The following is a 22,276-nucleotide window of genomic DNA, read 5'->3' as shown; positions in this document are numbered from 1 at the left end:
TCTTCAACATCAAAGAAACCAGACTGCGTCATGAGCCACTCTTCCAGTCATCACACAAGAGAGGGAATCACAGAGAAAGGCTCAAAACCAGAGGGTTTTTCGAACCCTCCACGTATTCCTTTAATCTTGGTACCGTCAGACGGTAGGACCTCACTTCAGAAGAAGTTGAGTGCCGTAACAGCAGTAACAAATAAAGGACGCCAACCTCACAGGGTTTGGGCCCTTTTTCGATGTAAAAAACAAAGTTATCAAAAATATCTGTGGAGACAATTTTATTTCTGTATTTATCTGCTCCGTACGTTCAGCTTTCCAATCACCTTCATGAAGCAGGTGTTCAGTAGACGTCGTGTCCCGAGGAAAATTAACTGACTGCGAAAAACAGGCGGCAGGCATGCGTATTCGATCAGGTCGCAACATGAAATCGTAGCTTGCAATTAAGAATGGATTGCAATAAGTGTAATCCTCGTTCGGGTGAATCTCGATCACGATATTGGACCAGCGATTAGAAACCTTCGGCAGTAACCCGATCAGCGGGAGGAACACGGCGGTGAGTGTGACGAGCGTGGAAGACCGACTCCTTGGCGAGTACATGAGCCATCGGCCGCAACTGCATGCGCTTGCGACGCGCCTTATGGGCTGTCGCTGGAAAGGCGAGGAGATCGTGCAGGAAGCCTATCTCCGGATGACGGCAGACACCGCTGCGCGGGACATCAAACGTCCCTTCCAGTTTCTTTGGAGCGTCGTCTATCGCCTCTCGATTGACGCGATGCGGCGTGAGACCCGCGATCCTTTGTCGTTGCGCCGCTCGTTTACTGTGCCCGAATGCCGGGACGAACTTCACGAGCGAGAAGAGAAGGCGCTGGCGGATATGGTTACGCCAGAACGTGATGTCGTGGCGCGCGAGCATATGGCTAGAATGTCCGTTGTGCTGCAGCAACTGCCAGCGCAGACCCGGCGGGCGTTTGAGCTGGTTCAGATTCAGGGTTATTCGCAGAAAGAAGTGGCGAAGATGCTGAATGTTTCCGCTCCCTACGTTAATAAAATTGTGAAAAATGCGTCTAGGGTACTCGACGAGTGTCTTATCGACTTTGACTGAGCGCTTTCGCTGTTCTCTGGCGTGATTGATGGAAACTCGTCTATAAGAAGGAAGAGTGCAGTCGACTGAGCGGCTCACTGCGTTAATCGCTGTCTATTATGTGAGCCCATGACTGAAACTCGTTCTCCTGATTTGCGTGAGCAGGCGATCTCGTGGCAGCTTCGGCTGAACGACAATCCCCATGACTCTGACGTTCGACGTCAGTTTGAGGAATGGCGTGCCGCGTCTCCACAACATCAGCAGGCATGGGACCGTGCGGAGCGCGTCCGGGCATTTGCCAGATTGACGATTGAATCGGAACGGAGGGCGTCACGTGCCAACGCGGCCTCCATACCATTCTCACGGGAACTGAGGCGTGATCGTCCATCAGGACTATTCGGAAGATATTTTGGTGTCAGTCTGACCGGCGGACTGGCGGTAGCGTGCGCCGCCCTGATGATTCTGGTCCCCGATCTCAGCGACTGGTGGCGTGCAGATTATTCAACGGGTACCGCAGTCAACAGAACCATTGCTCTGGCAGACGGGTCAGAGGTCGTGCTTGGCGCCCGTAGTGCCGTGGCCCTGAGTCATGATCCGGCTTTGCGCGGTGTGACACTGCTGCATGGCGAAGCCTATTTTAGGGTGGTGCACAACGAGCGGCATCCGTTTGTCGTCAAAGTTGCGTCGTTCGCGGTAAAGGATATTGGAACGGCGTTCAACGTCAGGCAGGCGGGTGGCCATCTGGCGGTCGCGGTGCGTGAAGGGCGGGTTTCCGTGCGGGAAACCGGATCACACCGTGATGCTGCAACGGAACTGGGGGCCGGAGAACAGCTGGATGTGGATTTGGAAAACCCGCAGAGTTCCAATGTGACACAGGTTTCGCCCGACACCGTTGGTTCATGGCAGACCGGTATACTGTCCGTCGAAGGGATCCCAATGGGCGATCTTGTGAGTATTATCCGGCGTTACTACCCAGGTTACGTCATGATTTCCGGACCAATGTCTGCTCGTACCGAAATCGGTGGCGTCTACGATCTGAACCATCCACTCGACGCGCTAAAAATGCTTGTCAGTGCGCGTCACGGCGACGTTAACGAGTATGGTGGACATGTCGCCATGGTCAGATTCACGCGAGCGTCAAGCGACGAGGGTAGCTAGGCAGATAATCTCCGGTCGTATAACGGCAAAGACCTCCAAGACAAACCTATAAGGTGCAGGCGTATTCCAAGCGATAAATCAGAGCGGCTGAAAACAGTCTGCCGGTCTTCTGCTGGGAAGTATCTCAGGATACCCAGCTGTCATTTGGCAGACGCTCCGGCAGATGATGGCCCTGAACAGATGTGTATGCCTCGAAGAATAGACCGGGCGTTTATCTATCTTGGAAGAATGGTCGTCCGATAATATCGTTTCACCAATATTTAATGTCGGCACAATTGAACTAATTCCCGAAAACCAAGACAGGCTCGGTTAACTTTCTTTTTAAACCAGCGTCTATTCCGCAGACGTGGTGCAACCGCCTCGCATTTGCACAAGCAGATGACTCATGCTGCGCACCCGTGCTGTTGGTCCGTCCCATCTTCGGGCGGGCAGGTCATGTCTTGAAAGGATGTATTGCCATGAGTTGGGGTGACGAAAACACCGTCTTTGATGTCGTTATCAATGACGAGGAACAGTATTCCATCTGGCCGACCTACAAGCCCATTCCCGCCGGCTGGCGTGCTGTTGGCAAGCAGGGGAAGAAGCAGGAATGTCTGTCCTATATCGACGAGGTCTGGGTGGATATGCGCCCGCTGTCGCTCCGTAAGGCCATGGAAGAGTCTGCCCGGACCGGCAAGCCGATCTGGACTCCACCCGAAGCAACACCTGCTGTCGAAAAGGCTGCCGTAAAAGTAGAGGCTCCCAAGGTTGAACAGGGGGTCTGAGAGATGACCCAGGCACCGGTGACCCTGTTTCTGTTTCCGTATGCCGGTGGGAATGGGAATATTTTCCGCCCTTGGCTGTCACGTTTGCCGGCCTGGATCAGACCGGTGCCTCTCTCTCTTCCTGGTCGTGGCTCACGTTTTTCCGAAAAGCCTGTTACGACCTGGCCGGATGCGATTGCTGACATGCAACAGCAGATATCCGGACAGATTTCCGGCCGCTATGCGATTTTTGGCCACAGTCTTGGGGCGATCCTTGGTTACGAAGTCGCCAAATCACTCATGCGTGTCGGGCGTCCGTCGCCTATGTGGTTTTGCGCCTCGGGATGCGCAGCGCCCGCATGCCGGGAATGGGATGACCACTGGCTAAGCTGTCCTGATGAAGAGTTTGTGGAGAGGTTACGCGAACTTTCTGGAACGCCGCCAGAACTCCTTGAAAACATCGAGCTACTCAATCTCATTCTTCCCGTTCTACGCGCTGATTTTCACCTTTCCGGCACCTATGAGTTCGCGCCTGAACCACGACTGCGCTGCCCTGTGCATGTTCTGCGGGGCACCGGCGATGACGAGGTCAACGAAAAGGAGGGAAGTCTGGAGAGGTGGGCAGAAGTTACGGTCTCGTCGGATTTCTCGTCCACTACGATTGAGGGTGGACACTTCTTTCTGCAGACCAGTCAGGATGCCGTCATCCATGAGATCGTGACACGCTTGGCGATGGTACGCGAAGGACGGCACGAACATGTCTGAGCATATGCATTCTCCAGCGATAGCGGGGATGCAACCCGATCGGTTGAGCGCAACGGAGTCTCAGCCCATCTCTCCGGTAGCTGGTGTCGATGTATGGTATCGCGACGTTTCGCGTGCGCCCGCTGATATCCGTGTGCTCAGCTACGATGAACTGGAACGTGCCCAGCGATTCCGGGAGGCGCGCGACCGCCTCTCCTTTGAGGCCGGGCGGTCATGGATCAGAGGCGTTCTCTCACGCTATCTGGATATGGCACCGGAGAAGATCACGTTTCAAAAGGGGCCGTTCGGCAAACCATACCTCGACGCCCGACAGTCGGTCTTTTTCAACTGGTCTCACACGGACGGCATATGGGTGTTGGCCGTCAGTCACCACGGTCCTGTCGGCGTGGACGTGGAACTCATTTCCCGACGGACGGACCGGCATGCTGTAGCCGCCGTAGCCCTGCACAAAACCGAACAGCGTTACATTTCCGAGCAACCAGATCCCGACTGGTCCTTCCTGAATATCTGGGTTCGCCGTGAGGCCCTTTTCAAGGCTGTCGGGTTCGGTCTGCACGACACGATGCAGCAGATCAGCATCATTGATCCTTCCGCGCCGGACCTGAGCTCAGTGACCGGTCCGGACGGGCGTCTGTGGAGCCTGTGCGACGTGAAACTGGGCGAGGAAGTGCAATGCGCTCTCGCCTATGAGGCTCCGTCGCCAATCGTGCAGTCCACGCGCAAACATTAATTGGCGCGAGGAAGCGCCACAAGGAGTTGAGTGATGTCTTCTCGTTTGCCCAAACTTTTCCCTTTTGAGCAGCACACCGAAACGCGTGTTGAGACACGCGAGCGCATTATCGAATATGCAGCACTCCCCCAGTATCGCAGCGCTGTGGTTGAGGAGCTTGTGCTCAAAGGTGACTTTTACCGCCGTCCGCTCCGGCCTGAGGATCTTGAATTTCTTCCATTCGGCAAGCCGGTCAGACGCAACACCTATCGCCGTCTGCCCTTTTTCGCGGCTCAGCGCATTCTGTTCTGTATCAACGATACACGGACAGCCGTTCTCCCTGTTCCCGCAACGGCAGAAAAATTTGCGGCGTTTGACGCATTTTACAGCGAAAAGGTGCAGGTTCTGGGAACGTCCATTCAGGGGTTTCTTGAAGATTTCTCGTTTGATTTTACCAGTGTCGATGAGCCGACGGCAGACAAGGCTGAGATCATTGCCCAGCTCGATGGCCTGCTGCGTGACGAAGGGGCTCTGTGGGGAAAACTGGCCCGGATGATCCGTTCACGCAACTATCTGATTGATGGCATGCGCTGCTCATTGATCCAGATGTGGAGCTTGCTTGACACGAAGCGGGTGGCGCTGGCCCGGGCTGCTGCCTCGGGTTACTTCTCATGGCTTCCTGAAGAACTGCGTCCCGAGCTGTCCTCCGAATTTCCCGGTGACGCACTTCTGGGCGATATCGCGCGGCAGTGCGGCGTAGATGGTGCGGCGCACTCCTATTGGCAATTCTATCTCTCGACCAGTCTGGGTTCATGTAATTTCCTCAACGCACTGGCACGTCGACCTGACCGAGCCCTTGATCTGTGCGGCGCAGCCTTTGCGGCATCCGCGCAATGGATTGCGTTTGGCTGCCTGATCGGGCAAGTCGCCGGAGATTTTGGGTATGATGATCCCAAAGCGTTGAGCGACCTTTCGGACGTTACGACGGTTGAGCTTGTCTCGCGTTTCGAAAAAATGCTGACACAGGTCGAAGAAAAATTCGGAACTGAAGGTCTCCTGCGTGTCTCGCGCGGTCTGTCCGCCGCAGTGCGGCTTGCCGAGTGCGCCCGTGATAACCTGCACGACCAGCTTGCATGGCTATCCTCTGCCGAGGAGCATCTGCGTCTTGCTCATGTCATTACCGAACGCATCAATGCTGAATGTCCAGACATTGATCGTGAGACATTCGTTGAGCCACGGGACATGTGCTCCACAACCCATGTTCACAGTGATCACCGCCTGGTGACGGTGGAATCAGGTAACATGGTGTTCTGGGGCAACCCTTTCATGGAAGTAAGGCTGGCGCCGGGGGACATGATTCTGATCCCCGAAGGACGGCTCCATGGCTCGTCTATTGAGTCCGACGAATGCGTCTACCACCAGCCGATCATTCCCGACGAGTGGATTACATCCCTGTCGAACTGGGCCCGTGGCGCAAATATCTGATTACAAACATTGATGAAATGACTGCACGCTTCCTTGAGGTGTGCATGAAGTAAGGGAGCTTGCCATGGTCGACGGCGTGAAGCTGGATGCCGAAGGCGATCCAAAGCATTGGACAAAGCGTATCATTCTCGGTCGGACACTGGGTCTGGACGCCCCACCGCAATGGCTCGTTGACAGCTATACGCTCTTCCATGAGCAGGTCACCCATCCGGAATTTCCCTGTTATTTTGGCAGTATTGCCGAGCGACGGAAGGAGATGTTCTACACTCTGGTCAATGCGCGTGATCTGACAGCACTTCCGGATACCATGCGCTATTTTGCCGAGCTTTCGGTGAGTATCGAGCATGAAAAGAACAATCTTGCCGTGTTCTTTGAACCGGAGACCGAACCTCAGACGCATGAGGAATTCAGGGCATTCTGCTGGCATATTCTGCAGTATCTGCACGATCACGACACTACGGAAAATGTCGAGGATCAACCGCTGCCCGATGACGCTGCATGGGAATTTACATTTGCGGGCATGGAAATGTTTGCGGTTGGGTGTGGCCCGACCTACCAGCGGCGCAAAAGTCGCAATCTCGGCCCCGGCATGCTCATGCTGTTTCAGCCACGCAGCGTATTCATGGATCCGAACACCGGCAAGGAGATCAGCCTTGCAGCCCGTCAGGTGGTCCGTGATCGGCTTCTTAAATGGGATGACGGTGTAGCTGCCCATCCTGACACCGGCATTTATGGTGATCCGAAAAACCGTGAATGGAAACAGTATTTTCTGCCTGACACAGATGCGCCTGAAACCGGAAAATGTCCGTTTCTCTCCCGAAGCCGCCGTCAGGAAGAACAGAAATATTCAACTCTGCCAGCACTCTTTCAAAACCGCGCAGTGCAGGATCCGGATGCCGTCGCCCTGTCGTTTCTGGGGGACGGCGAGCAGATCACTGACGAGCTCAGCAATGCGGAACTGGACCGATGGGCAAGAGCAGTCGCGGCCGATCTGAGCAACAGGGCCGAGGCTGGCGAAAGGGTGCTTCTTGCGCTGCCCAGCGGGCCAGAATTTGTCGCGGCATTTCTTGGCTGCCTCTATGCTGGCATGATCGCAGTACCTGCCTTCCCGGGAGAGGCAGGACATCAGCATCACCTTGCCCGCCTTGACGGAATGGTGGACGACTGCGAACCTGCTGTTGTCCTTGTCTCCGCTCAACAGCAGGACGTGCGTGTGACGGCAGGAGTGGTTGGTGAGGAACTCCTGCGCGAAGTCATCGCGCGCCCATCGGGGACGGTTGCCTGGACGCCAGTTGCGCTGAAACCTGCAGACACGGCTTTCTTGCAATACACATCGGGGTCAACCTCTGCGCCCAAGGGCGTCATGGTTACCCATGCGAACATCATGGCGAATGAACGCGCGATCAGCCGCGCCATGGCGTTCACGAACCAGGATATGATGGTCAGCTGGTTGCCCCTCTATCACGACATGGGTCTTATTGGCGGGCTGCTGGCTCCCTTGTTTGTTGGCTTCCCGCTGATTCTGATGACGCCCCAGCATTTCCTCGAGCGGCCATCGCGCTGGCTGTCGGCTGTGTCACGCTTTCGCGCGACTGTCAGTGGCGGGCCCGATTTTGCCTATCAGCTCTGTCTCGACCGGATCGGGCCCGCAGCCTGTGAAACGCTCGACCTGGCTTCCTGGCGTATCGCCTATTGTGGCTCCGAGCCCATCCAGCAGACTACCCTTGATGGGTTTGCCGAAAAGTTTGCGCCTTTTGGCTTTCGGAAAACATCGGTTTTCCCCTGTTACGGCATGGCGGAAGCGACACTGCTGATTTCAGGCGGGCTCATTGGTGAAGCCGATTGGGGACGCACATTCGAGACAACGGCTCTTGCGGCAGGTGAGGGGAGAAGAAGCCCCGCCGGTCAGGCGATCGTGTCTTGCGGTCCCATGGCCGAGAACACCGTACTGCATGTTGTCGAGCCCACGACCAAAGAAGTTCTCGACAACGGACAGATTGGTGAACTGTGGGTGAGCGGCCCCGGGATCGCTCATGGTTACTGGCGCAAGCGCCGCGAGACGAAAGACGCTTTTCAGACCGTCCTGCCAGCTGATGGGCGGACCTATCTCAGAACCGGTGATCTCGGATTTGTCATGGATGGCCATGTTTATGTCACGGGGCGTCTGAAGGATCTGATTATCCTTAACGGACAGAATGTCTATCCGCAGGATATCGAGCGTCTGGTTGGCCATGCCGTGCCGCAGTTGCGCAAGGGACGTGTGGCCGCGTTTCAGGTGCAGGGTCCTAACGGACCGGGCATAGGGGTTGCGGCCGAAGTGTCGCGTATCGCTTATCGCCGTGTCGGCGGAAAAACCATTGCGGACCAAGTGTGCGCGGAGATTACGGCGCATTACAATACGGCGCCACTCGTGTGCCTTCTTCTGGAGCCGGGAAGTCTCCCGCGTACCTCCAGCGGCAAGATCCGGCGTTCGACCTGTCTGGAAGACTGGCAGGCAGGCATGCTCGATGTTCTCTATGCCCGGGGTGATGTCCCTGATCCGCGCGCGTTTGATACTCCGGCTGCTCCTGACAGTCAGGTCTCCGGGATGGTTCGTGAGGCGTGGAAAGCAGTGCTTGGCAAAGCACCAGACAGTGATGACCAGGATTTTTTTGCTGCAGGCGGTACGTCGCTTACAGGAGCGGACCTGATCGCGCGCCTGCAGGAGCGCTCAGGTCGTAACATCTCGTTGGCAACTTTGTTTGCGCACAGAACACCACGTACACTCGGCGCTGCTGTCACGATATGTTCCGAGCGGGAAGAGCCGTCCGGCCCAACCGCTGGCGTGGAGGCACCCGTCTCCGACAATCCGGTGCTTTCACCGACGCAGGAAGCGATGTGGTTCCTCTGGAGGGTCGCGCCGACCAGCCCGGCCTATACCATTGGATGCATCATGGAAACGGTGGATCCGCTGGATGAAGGCGCACTTCGTCGGGCAATGGACCGCCTTGTAATGCGTCATGATAGCCTGCGGACCATATTTGGACCTGGCCCCGACGGCAAACCTACGGTCTCCGTGGCTAGTGAGCCCCGGTTTGCATGGCAGTCCGTGATCGGGACAACGGAAGACAGGCTGAAGACGCAGATCAATGCTCTTGTCCGCCAGCCTTTTGATCTGCTGGTCGGGCCGTTGCTGCGGGTTTTCTTCGGAACGGTCAGGTCCGGGCAGACTATCCTGGGCTTCTCCCTGCATCACATCGTGGCTGACGGGATGTCGGGCGGCATTCTTCTGACCGAGCTTTCGGCGCTCTATGCGGAAGAATGTGGTGGAGACCCGGCAGACCTGCCAGATGCAACCCCATCGTTTTATGATCCGCAGTGGCAGCGTAAATTGTGTGCGTCGGCTGATAACGATCTGGACTACTGGCGACAGGTTCTGGCAGACGCACCACAACCTGTTTCCCTGGCACGCAACGCTATACCTGCTGCATACGACGAAACAGGTCCCTCGCCTGTTATTGTCCGCGATCTCGGAACAGGGCTGACGGAGAAGATTGAGACGTTCGCGCTCAGTCAGGGCGTATCAGCCGCTTCGATTTTCGCGTCAGCCTACGCCATGACACTGGTGCGCTACGCCAACCGCAATGATCTGGTCATTGGAATGCCGGTCAGTGGCCGTGTCCTGCAGCAGACGCTGACCACTGTCGGGCCGCTGATGAATACGCTGCCGCTGCGGCTTGGTGTCTCCACAGCCATCGTCCGTGCGGATTATGTCAAATCGGTCCACCAGACAATGCTGGATGGGCTGGCCCATCAGGCCGCACCTTTTGAGAAAATCGTTGCAGCATTGAACCCCATGCGTCAGGGGAACGAGAACCCGTTCTTTCGGGTCATGTTCAACATGCTCCCCGATAGTCTAGGCACTTTTCACCATCTTGGTCGGGCCTCTGTCGCCGGTCTGGACGTTCTTCCTGGCAATGGGCAGGTCGATCTGACGCTGACCATCCTGAAGGGGAATGCTGGCTGGCAGCTCCGGCTGGATGGCGAGGCCGTCCATCTTGGCGACGAGACAGCCCGACAGTTCACGTCTCATCTTCTCGAGGTGCTCACGCAACTCGTCACTCCCGAAAACATCACATTGCCACTGGCACAGATCACCCTCTCATGTGGCAGTGAGGTCCTGCCGGAGCTACGGACTTTCGATTTCATGCCGGTGATGGCCCGCATTGCGGAACAGGCGCGGCTTCGTCCGGCTGCAACCGCTGTGCGGTATGGCAACACGGCACTGACCTATGGCGAACTGGATGCGTGGTCGACGCGCATTGCCGCAGAACTCCTGTCAAAAGGTGTCGGTCCCGAGGAGCGCGTTGGGCTCTGTCTGGACCGCTCTCCCGCGATGATTGCGGGAATGCTTGGCATCCTCAGGGCAGGAGCCGCGTACGTCCCACTAGATCCGGCTTATCCCCCGGCGAGGCTTGCGTTCATTATTGCCGACTGCGAAATGACGCACATCGTGCGCGACAGTTCGCTGCCCGAAGGTGTTGAGAAGGTCATCTCTAGGCTGGACATGACAGATGCAGAGAGTCTTGCCGAAGCGGGTAAGGGAGACGCACCGTCACCGGTAAATGTGCTGGTCTGCCCTGATCAGCTGGCTTATGTGATTTACACTTCGGGCTCGACCGGGACACCCAAAGGGGTCGGCATTACCCACCGGAATGTCTCTCGTCTGCTGGACGCGACCGACATGTGGTTCGATTTTGGGCCGACAGACGTCATCCCGATGTTCCATTCTTTCGCGTTTGACGTTTCCGTCTGGGAAATCTTCAACGCATTGACCCACGGTGCAACGCTGGTCGTCGTGCCGTTCTGGACCACACGTGACCCTGTGCTGTTCCACAAGCTGCTGCGTGACGAGAACGCCACGGTTCTGAATCAGACACCTTCCGCCTTCATGCCCCTGATGCGGGTGGACATGAAGGCAGAACAGCCGCTCTCCTCTATCCGTCACGTCGTGTTTGCAGGAGAAAAACTCGATCCACCGGCGCTGGCGCCCTGGCTGGACATACGGGGTGATGAGGCCCCGGTTCTGATCAACATGTACGGGACGACCGAAACAACCGTTCACGCAACCTACCGGGTAATTTCCCCTGACGATGTAGCGCGCAGGACAGACGAGAGTTTTGTCGGCGGACCCATTCCCGATCTGCGAGTGCAGGTGCGTGACGATGCACTGACACCTGTCCCGGCCATGTCATGCGGCGAGATCACGATCTCGGGCGACGGACTGGCACGTGGTTATCTGGGGCGTCCCGGTCTGACTGCCGAACGTTTTGTCCCGGATCCCGATGGCAATGGCAGCCGGATGTATCGCACGGGCGATGAAGGCGGCACGTGGGCGAATGGAGAGGTTTGCTATCTCGGTCGACTGGATCATCAGGTCAAAATTCGCGGTTTTCGTGTGGAACTGGGCGAAATCGAAGCCACCCTGCGTCATCATCCAGCCATCAGTGAAGCGCTCGTGAAGCTTGACCAGCAGGACGCGGAAAATGCGACTCTGGTGGCCTATCTCGTCAATGCAGCTGCACGGCGACCCAGCGATGATACATTGCGCACGTGGCTTCTCGAACGGATGCCCGCCTATCTGGTGCCGAATGTCTTTATCTTCCTTGATCACTTCCCTCTGACCGTCAACGGCAAGCTGGATCGCGCGCGTCTGCCTGTTCCTTTGCGTCAGGGTGCAGGGCAGGGCGCGTCGTCAGTGCCTCGTAACCAGACAGAGCGTCAGCTTTGCGGTATCTGGCAGGATGTCCTCAAACGCACCGATTTTGGCGTTCATGACAGCTTCTTCGTCGTTGGTGGGGATTCCATCCTGGCCCTTGGTGTTCAGCAACGGGCGGAAGAGGTAGGGTTAGCGCTTGGAACTCGCGATATCTTTGATTATCCGACGATTGCGCAACAGGCGGAATGTCTGCACAAGCGGCAAAACGCAGTGCAGTCTGATCGCGCGCTTTCCCTCACATCGGCCCAATGCGAGTTCCTGAGTGCAGTTGCGCGTGGAGAGCAAAAAGCGGCACGCACGGAATTCCTTGAATGGGTTCATGGCAAGCCGCCTGCGTTCGCGACGATCGAAAAGGCTATTACGCGTATCGTCCACAGACATGACGCCTTGCGGATGCGGTTCTGGATTTCTGACGCTGGCGAATGGGTACAGGCCCGTCTCAGCGATGTCCTGGTTCCCGACGTCGCCTATGTTGATCTGCGGACGAGCACGTCAGTACAGGATGACCTTCAGGCGATTGCTGACGAGCAGGAAGCAAGCCTTTCCCCGACAAGCGGCCATCTGCTGAAAGCAAGCTGGGTCGTCCTTCCGGACCAGTCTGCGCGTCTGGTTCTGACAGTCCACGGACTTGTAGCGGACGAGGCATCCTGGTGTGTGTTCCGCGGCGAGCTTGCGACCTGTCTCTCGCCGCAGGTCGCTGGAATGCCGTCAGTGTCGCGACCTGACTGGTGCGAGTGGGTGGCTGCCGTGACGAAAGCGGGTGCGGACCAGGTCGCGCTTCAGGAGGCGCTCGGCTGGTGGGAAACAAGCCTTGCCGGGATGGAACCAGCGCTTACGGCTCCCGACATGTCACGGGAAGCACAGCCAGAGAGTGCATGTCTGCTGGATTGGGAGATGGATCCCGTCCGAACTGCACGTCTGATTGAAGAGGCCAGCCGCGTTTATCGTCTGACACCCGAGGAACTTGTCGTCGCGGCGACAGTGCGGGCTGTGGGAGCCTGCTGTGATCAATCCCACGCTGTCGTCAATGTCAGTGTGCCAGGACGGTGCGGGGGCGGGAACGGCACGGACGCCGTACGGACCGTGGGATGCTTCTCCGTCAGAGCCCTTGCTCCGATCAGAAACAACGGACCGCTTGATGCGTTCCTGATACACACCAAGGATCAGATCCGCCAGTGTAGCGCACATGCGCTATCCCTCAGTCTCCTGCGCATTGCAGACGACGATGATCTCCGCGGAAAAGCCACGAGCCTGCCGGGTGCCGATATTCGGGTTCGGTTTCCGGTCATAATGCCATATGGAAGCCGGTCATCGCTGATCAGCGTTCCTGTCGGCGATGCCGACGTGCTGCCATGGCCGATCCGGGACAACGAAGCCGTGTCCATCGTGGCCTGTGTCAGGGAAGGGTGTCTGCGCGCGCGCTGGGATTTTGATTCACGCCGTATCCCCGAAGAACGGGCTCGGGACATTGTTTCCTGCTTCAATCATACCCTGCTTGTAATGCTTGAGCACCTGTCATCGGCGGCACCGTGCTGGACGGTCTCTGATTTTCCGGACGCCAGACTATCAGGCACACAACTGGCTGCATTAGCGGCAGCTATTCCCGATATTGTGGATATCTATCCGACGACATCTCTGCAGCAGGGGTTACTCCTCCAGGCGGCGCTGGATCACAAGAACGGGCATTATCTCAACCAGCTCCGGATCACGCTAGTGCGTGATTTCGACCCTGAACGACTGAGAAACGCATGGGTTCAGGTTGTCGCCCGTCACACTGTTCTCCGGACGTCCTTCCATAATCTGGAAGGAGGGATTCCTGTCCAGGTCGTCCACCGCGATACCAGACTGCCGTGGGTCGAATATGACTGGAGCACGTCCTCCGATTATACCCAGCAATTTGACGCTCTCATGGCAGAAGACAGAGCCGTTGGGTTCGATATTGGCAGCGCGCCACTTATGCGTTTGCACTGTACTACACGTCCTGACGGGGCGTACGACCTGTTGTGGACATTCCATCACGTCGTGTTGGACGGATGGAGTGTGGGTGAGATCCTGTCCGAAGTGCTGACGCTCTATCGTGACGGTTCTCAGGCGGTGCTTCCGCTTGTCCAGCCTTATCGTAATTATGTTCTCAGGACCCGGGATCGGAAAACGAGCGCGTCGTGGTGGCGCAATCGCCTGACGCATGTCCGGGATCCGGGCAGCCTGACCGAAGCGCTGGGCACACCGCAGCATCCGGAAGACGGCTTTGGTCTTCGTTACCATAGGCTCACAGAGGATCTCTCTGCGCGTCTGAGTCTGCGTGCACAGGAACTGGGTGTAACAACCCATACGATCCTGCAGGCGGCATGGGCCTGCGTGCTGTCCCGCTTCTCAGGGCGGTCACAGATCGCCATGGGCACGACCTTCACGCAGCAGCAGCCGGGTGGCGGACTGGACGGGTCCCTTGTCGGTCTTCAGATCCAGACCCTTCCCCTGTGGGTGGATGTTACGGCTCAGATGCCCCTCGCAGGCTGGTTGCAGACGTTGCAGAAGCTCAACGGCGAACTTCGGGCCCATTGCAATATCACTCTCTCGGACATCCAGAATCTGAGCGGGCTGCCGCAGTCCGGACTGTTTGATAGTCTGCTGATTTACCAGAATTACAGTCTCGATACACGCTGGACCACGGGGAATGACGCCCTCGTAACCAGCTATGAGATGCGGGAGTTCCCGCACTATCCGCTCTGTCTGGCCATTACGCCCGGTTCGCGGATGGAGATCCGTTGGACGTGGGATCGGTGCAAGCTCGATGACGCCATGCTCGTTGCCGTGGAGCGCGGGTTTATCGCGCTTCTGGATCACATGACGGCGGATGGCGCGACAGAGCAAAATGTCGCAGCCATTCTGGGAACGGGATCTTCTGCCCCGGACTGGCTGCAGCCATCTCAGACATTCCCGTTTGTCTCGACACCTCACCAGATCGCACAGCGTGCAAAAGTGCAACCGGATGCAATCGCCATCGTGGATGGGGAGCAGACGGTCCGCTACGCCGACCTCACTGCCTATGCAGCGCGTATCGCCCACGCAGTGAGCGGGAAGGGCCTTGGTGCGGATGACCGGGTGGGTCTGTGTGCGCATCGTGGAAGGGACGCAGTCGCCGGTATCGTCGGCATCCTCATGGGAGGTGCAGCCTACGTTCCCCTGGACCCCGCCTATCCGTCTGCCCGGCTGAAGATGATGATCGAGGACAGCGGCGTGCGTACCGTTTTCGCGGACGAACATGGTGTGGCTGCCCTTGAGGCGCTTGGTGTCGAGGGGCTTGATGTACTTGCAATTTCCGACTTGCGTGACGGAGATCGCATAGAGCCGCCGCACACAGACATCCATCCCGACCAGCTCGCCTATGTGATCTATACGTCGGGTTCGACTGGCCGACCAAAAGGCGTGGCGGTCACGCATCGCAATCTCGAACGTCTTTTCGCGGCCAGCGATGAGTTGTTCAACTTCCGTACATCCGATGTATGGAGCCAGTTTCATTCGCTCGCCTTTGACGTCTCTGTCTGGGAGATTTTCGGTGCGCTGACGACGGGCGCCCGGCTGGTCATCGTGCCTCAGGACAAGGCCCGCAATGCGGAAGCTTTCCATGCACTTCTCTGTCGCGAACATGTCACCATTCTCAGCCAGACCCCCACGGCCTTTTCGGCACTCGCGGTCGTCAACGCGGGGAAGGATAGCCATCCCGACCATCTCCGATCTGTGATTTTTGCGGGTGAAAAGCTGGATCCGGCCATCCTCGGTCAGTGGCGGCACGGTTCCGAAACGGCGGGACCGGTCTTCGTCAACATGTACGGGATCACGGAGACAACGGTTCATGTCACATTCAGGACAGTTCCGGTTCCTGCAGCCGGGGATACACCCCCGAAAAGCCTGATCGGAGCACCTCTGCCCGACCTTGCTCTGGCGGTGGTCACACCGGAGATCGATCAATCTCCGGTCTTCGGTCTGGGTGAACTGCTTGTCGCAGGCCCGGGCGTGACACGTGGTTATCTCGGGCGACCGGGGCTGACGGCAGAGCGGTTCGTTCCGAATCCGGCGGGCAGTGGCACGCGCGTCTACATGTCGGGCGATCTGGCCCGACGCCAGTCCGATGGCGATATTGAGTATGTCGGGCGTCGCGACCATCAGGTCAAAATTCGCGGATATCGTATTGAAACAGGTGAAATCCGCGCGTCTTTGCTATCTCGTGCGGATATTGCGGACGCTGTGGTGGTCATCAATAGTAGGGCAGATGCCCTGCCAGAACTTCTTGCATTTGTCGTTCCTGCCCCGGGTCACGACATCTCGGCGATTGAGCTGCGCGCGTGGCTTGGTGCACACCATCCCTCCTACATGGTTCCCGGCCGAATTCTGACTGTTGAGACCATACCGACAACGATCAACGGCAAGCTTGATACGCAACGCCTTCTTTCCGGACTGGAAACTTCGTCAACGCGTGTTGCCCAGAAACCTGTGACGCAGACAGAAGCCCTGGTTCTGGCTGCATGGTGTGCGGTGCTTGGCCGTCAGGATATTGGCGTTGAGGACAATTTCTTTGAAATTGGCGGACATTCGCTTCTGGTGCCAGCACTTGCGGCCGCGATTCACAAGTCGACGGGACGGATACTTCCGCTGCATGACATTTTCGATGCACCTATCATACGCGACTATGCGCGTCTTCTCGACGAGAATGGCACAGTCTTTCGCAAAACGGATATTCTTCCACGCGACAGGAACCGCGAACAGATCCCCCTGACACCAGCGCAGGCACGCCTGTGGTACGAATGGAACGTGGCACCCCAGCGGACAGACTATACGATTGCAGCCACACTCCGATTGACAGGTCCCGTTGATCTCGACCGCCTCAGCCGCGTCTTCTCAGATTTCGTCGCCGAACACGACATTCTTCGAACGACTTATCAGACCGACACCACCGGCGCGTGGCAGGTGGTTCATTCACAACAAGCAGATTTTGTCGAGATCAGTGATCATTTCTCTGAAACAGATCTGAACATTCCGCCAGCCTCGTTCTGCCGTTTCGATCTGCAGAATGGTCCTCTGATCCGCCTGCGCATTCAAAAAACTGGGGAGCAGGTCTACATTCTGCAATTTGCCGTCCACCATATTGCTGCGGATGCCTGGTCTCTTGGCCACATGATGCGCGATATATCCGCGCGCTATCGCAACGGGGATTCCTTCAGCGTGGAGCGGGAAGGGATCATCCAGTATCCTGATTACGCCCTGTGGCTCATCGAACATCGGGATATCGCCCTGGAAGTGGCACAACTGGCGTTCTGGAAAAAAGAACTGGGATGCGCCCCCTATCGGCTCGCCCTGCCTTACCGGGAAGACAGGGATCAGAACCGTGGCCGCACCGGTGCATGTGAAGAGGTCGTCGTTCCGGAGGAGCTTGCCAGCCGTTTGCATAGTCTTGCAGCCTCCCGAGGCCTCACGATGTTTTCCGTTTTGCTGTCTGCGCTGACTCTGACGCTCTATCGTTATACCAACCAGGAGGACATTCGGATCACGATTGCCGAGGCAGGTCGTCATCGTGATGAAACCGCCTCCATTTTCGGTCTTTTCGTCAATCTGCTGACGATCCGGACCCGCGTTACCCCAGAGAAGACGCTCAGCGGACTGCTGCAGGGCGTTCAGGGTTGTGTGTTTGATGCCATTGCGAACGGTGACGTGCCCTATGACCGGGTTGCGGCCGAACTCCTTGATGGCACCGAACGAACTGCAGATGAAACGCTGCAGGTTCTGTTCGAGTATGGTGGCCAGGGCCTGCTGGCCCTTCCTGACCTGCCCGATGTCACCGTTGAAAACATCACCCCTGTTGCACCGAACACGCAGGCAGATATGACGGTCTCCGTGTCGGAGTGTGACACTGGTATCATGGTCCGCTGGCATTATGTCACGGAACTGTTCGACGGCACCGTTGTCGCGGATATGGCTGCTTGCTTTGTGCGTATTCTGAATGCGCTGGTCGCTGATATCCCGGACGACCACAGCATCAACACACTCTGTTCCGCTCTGGTCACAGAGCCTGCACAACCCACGCTGACTGATCCCATGTCAGTCAACCAGCGTCTCGCACAGACCATGAAAAAGGCATCCGAGACGATTGCGCTGGCGGATGGCAGGCGGTCGTTTACATACGGAGAGCTGGACCAGCTGTCTTCGGATCTGGCGTGCCATCTGCTAGAACGGGGTGTCCGCTCTGGACAGGTTGTCGGTCTGGCGTGTGCTGACCCGATTTTCCAGATTGTCGCCATGACTGGAGTGCTTCGGGCTGGCGGGGCGTACGTGTCGCTGGACCCGGCATACCCCAAAGAACGTCTCACCTACATTGCTGGTGATAGCGGGGCTGTCGGGATTGTGACAGATGCGTCGGGTCATGACGCTTCAGCCTTTGAGCTGGACGGGTTTGTTCTCGATTTTGAAGAGACCTGTGCGGAACCGACAGGCCCTCTCACGTCATGGGCTGACCTGTGTTCACCGCAACAGCCCGTTTATCTGGTCTACACATCTGGCTCGACCGGCCAGCCAAAGGGTGTGTGTGTCTCACACCATAATCTTGATCTGCATGTTCAGGAGTATCTGGATTACTTTGGGCTCTCCGCGAAAGACCGGGTGCTTCAGTTCTTCTCCACGAACTTCGATGCTTCGGTAGAACAGATCTTTCCGGCACTTGCAGTGGGCGCGACACTCGTCGTTGCAGGGCCAGAGCATCACGATGTTCATGAACTGAATACGCTTCTTTGCCAGACCGGCGTAACATTCGCCGCGCTGCCGACCGCGTTTTTCAGGGAATGGGTCGCGACAACAAAGACGGCGCCCGCGACGTTACGTAACATCGTCGTTGGGGGGGAAGCATTGCTATCCGCTGACGTGCAGACGTGGCAGGCCAAAGCGTTCCCGAACGTCAACCTGACCAACATCTATGGCCCCTCGGAAGCCACAGTTGGCACAACTGTCTTCCCGATCCGTTCGGATTATCAGGCAGTTGGGAGCACGCCGATTGGCTTCGCGTTTGACGGGCGTGAAGTTCTGGTCATGGGGGCAGATGGCATTCCTGTTCCCACGGGCGTTGCAGGTGAACTCTGTATCGGCGGTGATGGCGTTGCTCTGGGCTATGTCGGGCGTCCTGCCCAGACAGCATCTGCATTTGTGCCGGATCCATGGCGTCCTGGTCAGCGGCTTTACCGGACGGGCGATCAGTGTCGTGTTCTGGCCAATGGAGCATTGTTGTTCCTCGGACGCGTCGATCGGCAGATCAAGGTCCGGGGCTACCGTATTGAACCGGCCGAAATTGAAGCAAAGCTCCTCAGCCTGCCCGATATTCGCCAGGCAGCCGTGTTGCTGAACACTCGGGGGGGCGAGCAGAAACTCGTGGCTTATGTCGGGTGTTCCGCATCACGCGGAGAGTGTATCCGCGCTGAACTGGCTGAAATACTGCCCTCCTACATGATCCCGTCTCGCGTAATCGCAATGGACACTCTCCCTCTTCTTCCCGGAGGCAAGATCAATCAGGCAGCACTGCCGTCCGTCGCTGACGAGACAGTTTCTGCTGGCTCTGATGAGGTCATCGTGGATACGACCGAGGCTCTTCTCCTGGAGTGCTGGAAACAGGCTCTTGGCCGGGCTGATGTCAGCCGACAGGACAATTTCTTTGCTCTGGGAGGAGATTCCATTCTGAGCCTGCGTGTCGTGGCGTTCGCACGCGAGAAAGGTCTGCTTCTCACAGCCGGAACAGTCGCACGCTATCCTTCGGTGATGGAAGCCGCGCTTCACGTGTGTCCTCTTGAAGACAAGGGGCAAAAGATTGGTTCTGACGCTGCGGACGCATCTTCCGTTCTGGATCCGGCGGGCTATGGCCCCAATACGGAAGCTGTCTTTCCCATGAGTTCCCTGCAGCAGGGGCTGGTGTTCCATACAGAGCTGGAAGGGAATTCTGGTGTTTACGTCAACCAGCAGCATATTCGTCTGGGTGGAACCGTCGATATCGCGCTTCTGCGCAGTGTCTGGGAGGCCGCCCTCGCGCGTCACGACGTGCTGCGTGTGCGTTTTTCGGTGACTGACCAGGTTCAGATCGTCGAAAAGCAGGTAACACTCCCCTGGGCCGAGTTTGACTGGTCGGACCTCTCATCAGCTGCGTATACAGAGCAGCGACGGGAATGGGACGTGCAGGACAGGCAGCAGCCATTTGACCTGGCGCAGGCTCCTTTGATGCGGATTGCTGTTTTCCGCGCGCCTGGACAGACCGTTGATATGGTCTGGACGGCCCATCATGCCATTACCGACGGATGGGGGAGTGCCGCTCTTCTGGCAGAGATTGTACGCGATTACGAAGCCCGGCATGCGGGACGTGTGTCGACATTCCCTGCCACGCCATCATTGCGGGATTTGATGACATGGCGGGCCAGCCAGCCTGACCCGCAGGCATGGTGGCAAGAAAGGCTTGAGGAACGACACGATCCGGTCGTGCTCACCGAAGCGCTCGCAAAACCTGAAGGCAATGGTTACGGTTTCAGGACCATCACGCAGATCCTGGACGACAAGCTGACGCGGGATGTGCCCACGGCGGCTGCCAGGTATGGGACAACCCCGAGTGTTCTGATGCAGGCTGCGTGGGGGCTTCTGCTGGCCCGCATGGGAGGGCGGTCTGAGGTGGCCTTTGGGGTCACAGTTTCGGGGCGTCCGCCGGAACTCTCCGGTGCGGAGCGTATGCCCGGCCTGATGATCAACACGCTTCCGCTTTGGATTGATATCCCGCCGGAAGAACGTATTGCGGCATGGATCCGCCGTCTGCACGTTCTGAATTCTGAATTGCGCGAGCGCGAATATACGTCTCTTTCCGATATCCAGAAATGGAGTGGCCTGCGGGGGAACGCGCTTTTCGACAGTCTTGTCGTCTATGAGAACTATCCTCTCGCCGACGTTCTGAAGGAAGATCAGTTTGCATCAGGACTGAAGGTCGTCTCCGTTCAGAGCGACGAGCACAGCCATTATCCGTTGTCTCTCGGGATTGTGCCTGGGCGATGGCTGGAAGTCCGCTGGACCTTCGATACGAACGCCGTGGGAATTGGGGACGTCGGTCGGCTGACCACACTGTATTTCAAAATCTTGGAGCAGTTGGCCGATCCTGAGATGGATCAGAAAATCCTCGCTGAAATTGAGGTTCAGTCCAATACGCATCAACGTGTGCCTGTGGTGTATCCGTTCGAGGCGGTGACGCAGCGGATTGCAGCACAGGCAGCGACCCGTCCTGACACGGTTGCCGTGACGTGCGAGGGCACCTTACTCACCTATGGCGATCTGGACAAATGGTCGAGCCAGATTGGCCGACGTCTGCTGGCTCTGGGCATCGTCCCCGATGAGCGGGTGGGCCTGTGCGTGGAGCGCTCCACCGGTCTGATCGCAGGCCTGCTGGGGATCCTCAGGGCAGGCGGAGCCTATGTCCCGCTGGACCCGGCCTATCCGCGTGAGCGTCTGGCCGACATGATCGCCGACAGTGGCATGCGCCGCGTGGTGGTCGATGACGCAACCCTGCAGAGCCTCGGTGATCTGCTCGACGGACTGGAGATCGTCCGGCTGTCCGATGTGACCGGTGAGGATGCCACGCCGCTGGCGACACCGGTCCATCCCGACCAGCTCGCCTACGTCATCTACACCTCAGGCTCCACGGGCCGCCCCAAAGGGGTTGCGATCACTCATCAGAGTCTTGCTGAACACGTCACTGATGTGACTGGGCGGTTCGCTATCTCGCCCGCGGACCGTATCCTGCAGTTCTCGACAGTCAATTTTGACGCGGCCGTGGAAGATATTTTCGGGGCTCTGGTCAATGGCGCGCTACTGGTGGTGTCCACTACACGCGAGACAGGTTTTGCTGAACTGACGCAGAGGCTTGCGGATAGCGATATCACCATCAGTTATCTTCCGGCTGCCTTCCTGCGCAGTTGGATCGATACCCTCGATCGTCCCCTCTTTTCTCTGCGTCTGCTCATGACAGGTGGCGAAGCATTGGAAGGGCGTCTCTGTCATACCGTCAGTAACAAGACGTCTTTGTGCGACACAATATTCGAAAACACCTATGGTCCGACGGAGACGACGGTTACGGCACTGACGCATCGGACGACGGATGCGGACCGCGATGCCGCGGTTGTTCCGATTGGCAAACCCTTCCCCGGACGCAGCGTGCAAGTTCTGGACCGGACGGGTGCGTCTGTTCCATGTGGTGGTGTTGGGGAGTTGTGCATTGGGGGCGTGACACTGGCGCGCGGCTATCTGGGCCAGCCAGGACTGACCGCAGAGCGGTTTGTGCCGGATCCGGCCATCCCTGGCGGTCGCCTGTATCGCACCGGCGACCTGTGCCGCCAGCGGGCGGACGGAACAGTGGAGTTCCTCGGACGCCTCGACCAGCAGATCAAGCTGCGCGGCTTCCGCATCGAACCCGGCGAGATTGAGGCCGCCCTGCGCGAGTGTGCAGGGGTGAAGGACGCTGTCGTCATCCTGTCGGAACACGGTGGCACACCGCATCTCGTGGGGTATGTAACAGGTGAGGG

7 protein-coding genes are annotated in these 22,276 nt (G+C 57.7%); all 7 read left to right on the top strand.

The window, feature by feature from the left end; genetic code table 11:
• Window positions 1-589: 589 nt before the first annotated feature.
• Window positions 590-1,096 carry a sigma-70 family RNA polymerase sigma factor gene (locus AD948_RS02780; protein ID WP_169797375.1) on the top strand — a complete coding sequence of 169 codons (507 nt, stop codon included), beginning with the start codon at window positions 590-592 and terminating at the stop codon, window positions 1,094-1,096.
• Between the two features lie 108 nt (window positions 1,097-1,204).
• Window positions 1,205-2,233, top strand: coding sequence for a FecR family protein (locus tag AD948_RS02775; protein WP_061470536.1), 1,029 nt, complete (start codon window positions 1,205-1,207; stop codon window positions 2,231-2,233).
• A gap of 458 nt (window positions 2,234-2,691) precedes the next feature.
• Window positions 2,692-2,997, top strand: coding sequence for an MbtH family protein (locus AD948_RS02770; RefSeq protein ID WP_082782268.1), 306 nt, complete (start codon window positions 2,692-2,694; stop codon window positions 2,995-2,997).
• Window positions 2,998-3,000: 3 nt separating this feature from the next.
• Window positions 3,001-3,741 carry a thioesterase II family protein gene (locus AD948_RS02765; RefSeq protein ID WP_061470535.1) on the top strand — a complete coding sequence of 247 codons (741 nt, stop codon included), beginning with the start codon at window positions 3,001-3,003 and terminating at the stop codon, window positions 3,739-3,741.
• Window positions 3,734-4,471 carry a 4'-phosphopantetheinyl transferase family protein gene (locus tag AD948_RS02760; protein WP_061470534.1) on the top strand — a complete coding sequence of 246 codons (738 nt, stop codon included), beginning with the start codon at window positions 3,734-3,736 and terminating at the stop codon, window positions 4,469-4,471. The genes AD948_RS02765 and AD948_RS02760 overlap by 8 nt, the downstream gene beginning before the upstream one ends.
• Window positions 4,472-4,504: 33 nt before the next feature.
• Window positions 4,505-5,935, top strand: coding sequence for a cupin domain-containing protein (locus AD948_RS02755; RefSeq protein WP_061470533.1), 1,431 nt, complete (start codon window positions 4,505-4,507; stop codon window positions 5,933-5,935).
• Between the two features lie 64 nt (window positions 5,936-5,999).
• The coding region (locus AD948_RS02750) for a non-ribosomal peptide synthetase (protein WP_061470532.1) at window positions 6,000-22,276 on the top strand (16,277 nt) is incomplete at its 3' end.

Origin of the sequence: Acetobacter senegalensis, assembly GCF_001580995.1 — a bacterium.
Taxonomy (GTDB): domain Bacteria; phylum Pseudomonadota; class Alphaproteobacteria; order Acetobacterales; family Acetobacteraceae; genus Acetobacter; species Acetobacter senegalensis.
The sequence above is the reverse complement of the archived record's forward strand: the minus strand, read 5'-3'. Positions and strand labels throughout refer to the sequence as shown.

Bases quoted from the DNA above. Each gene is read 5' to 3' on its own strand.
- AD948_RS02770 (WP_082782268.1), top strand. From the start codon at position 2,692: ATGAGTTGGGGTGACGAAAACACCGTCTTTGATGTCGTTATCAATGAC.
- AD948_RS02760 (WP_061470534.1), top strand. From the start codon at position 3,734: ATGTCTGAGCATATGCATTCTCCAGCGATAGCGGGGATGCAACCCGAT.
- AD948_RS02765 (WP_061470535.1), top strand. From the start codon at position 3,001: ATGACCCAGGCACCGGTGACCCTGTTTCTGTTTCCGTATGCCGGTGGG.
- AD948_RS02755 (WP_061470533.1), top strand. From the start codon at position 4,505: ATGTCTTCTCGTTTGCCCAAACTTTTCCCTTTTGAGCAGCACACCGAA.
- AD948_RS02780 (WP_169797375.1), top strand. From the start codon at position 590: ATGAGCCATCGGCCGCAACTGCATGCGCTTGCGACGCGCCTTATGGGC.
- AD948_RS02775 (WP_061470536.1), top strand. From the start codon at position 1,205: ATGACTGAAACTCGTTCTCCTGATTTGCGTGAGCAGGCGATCTCGTGG.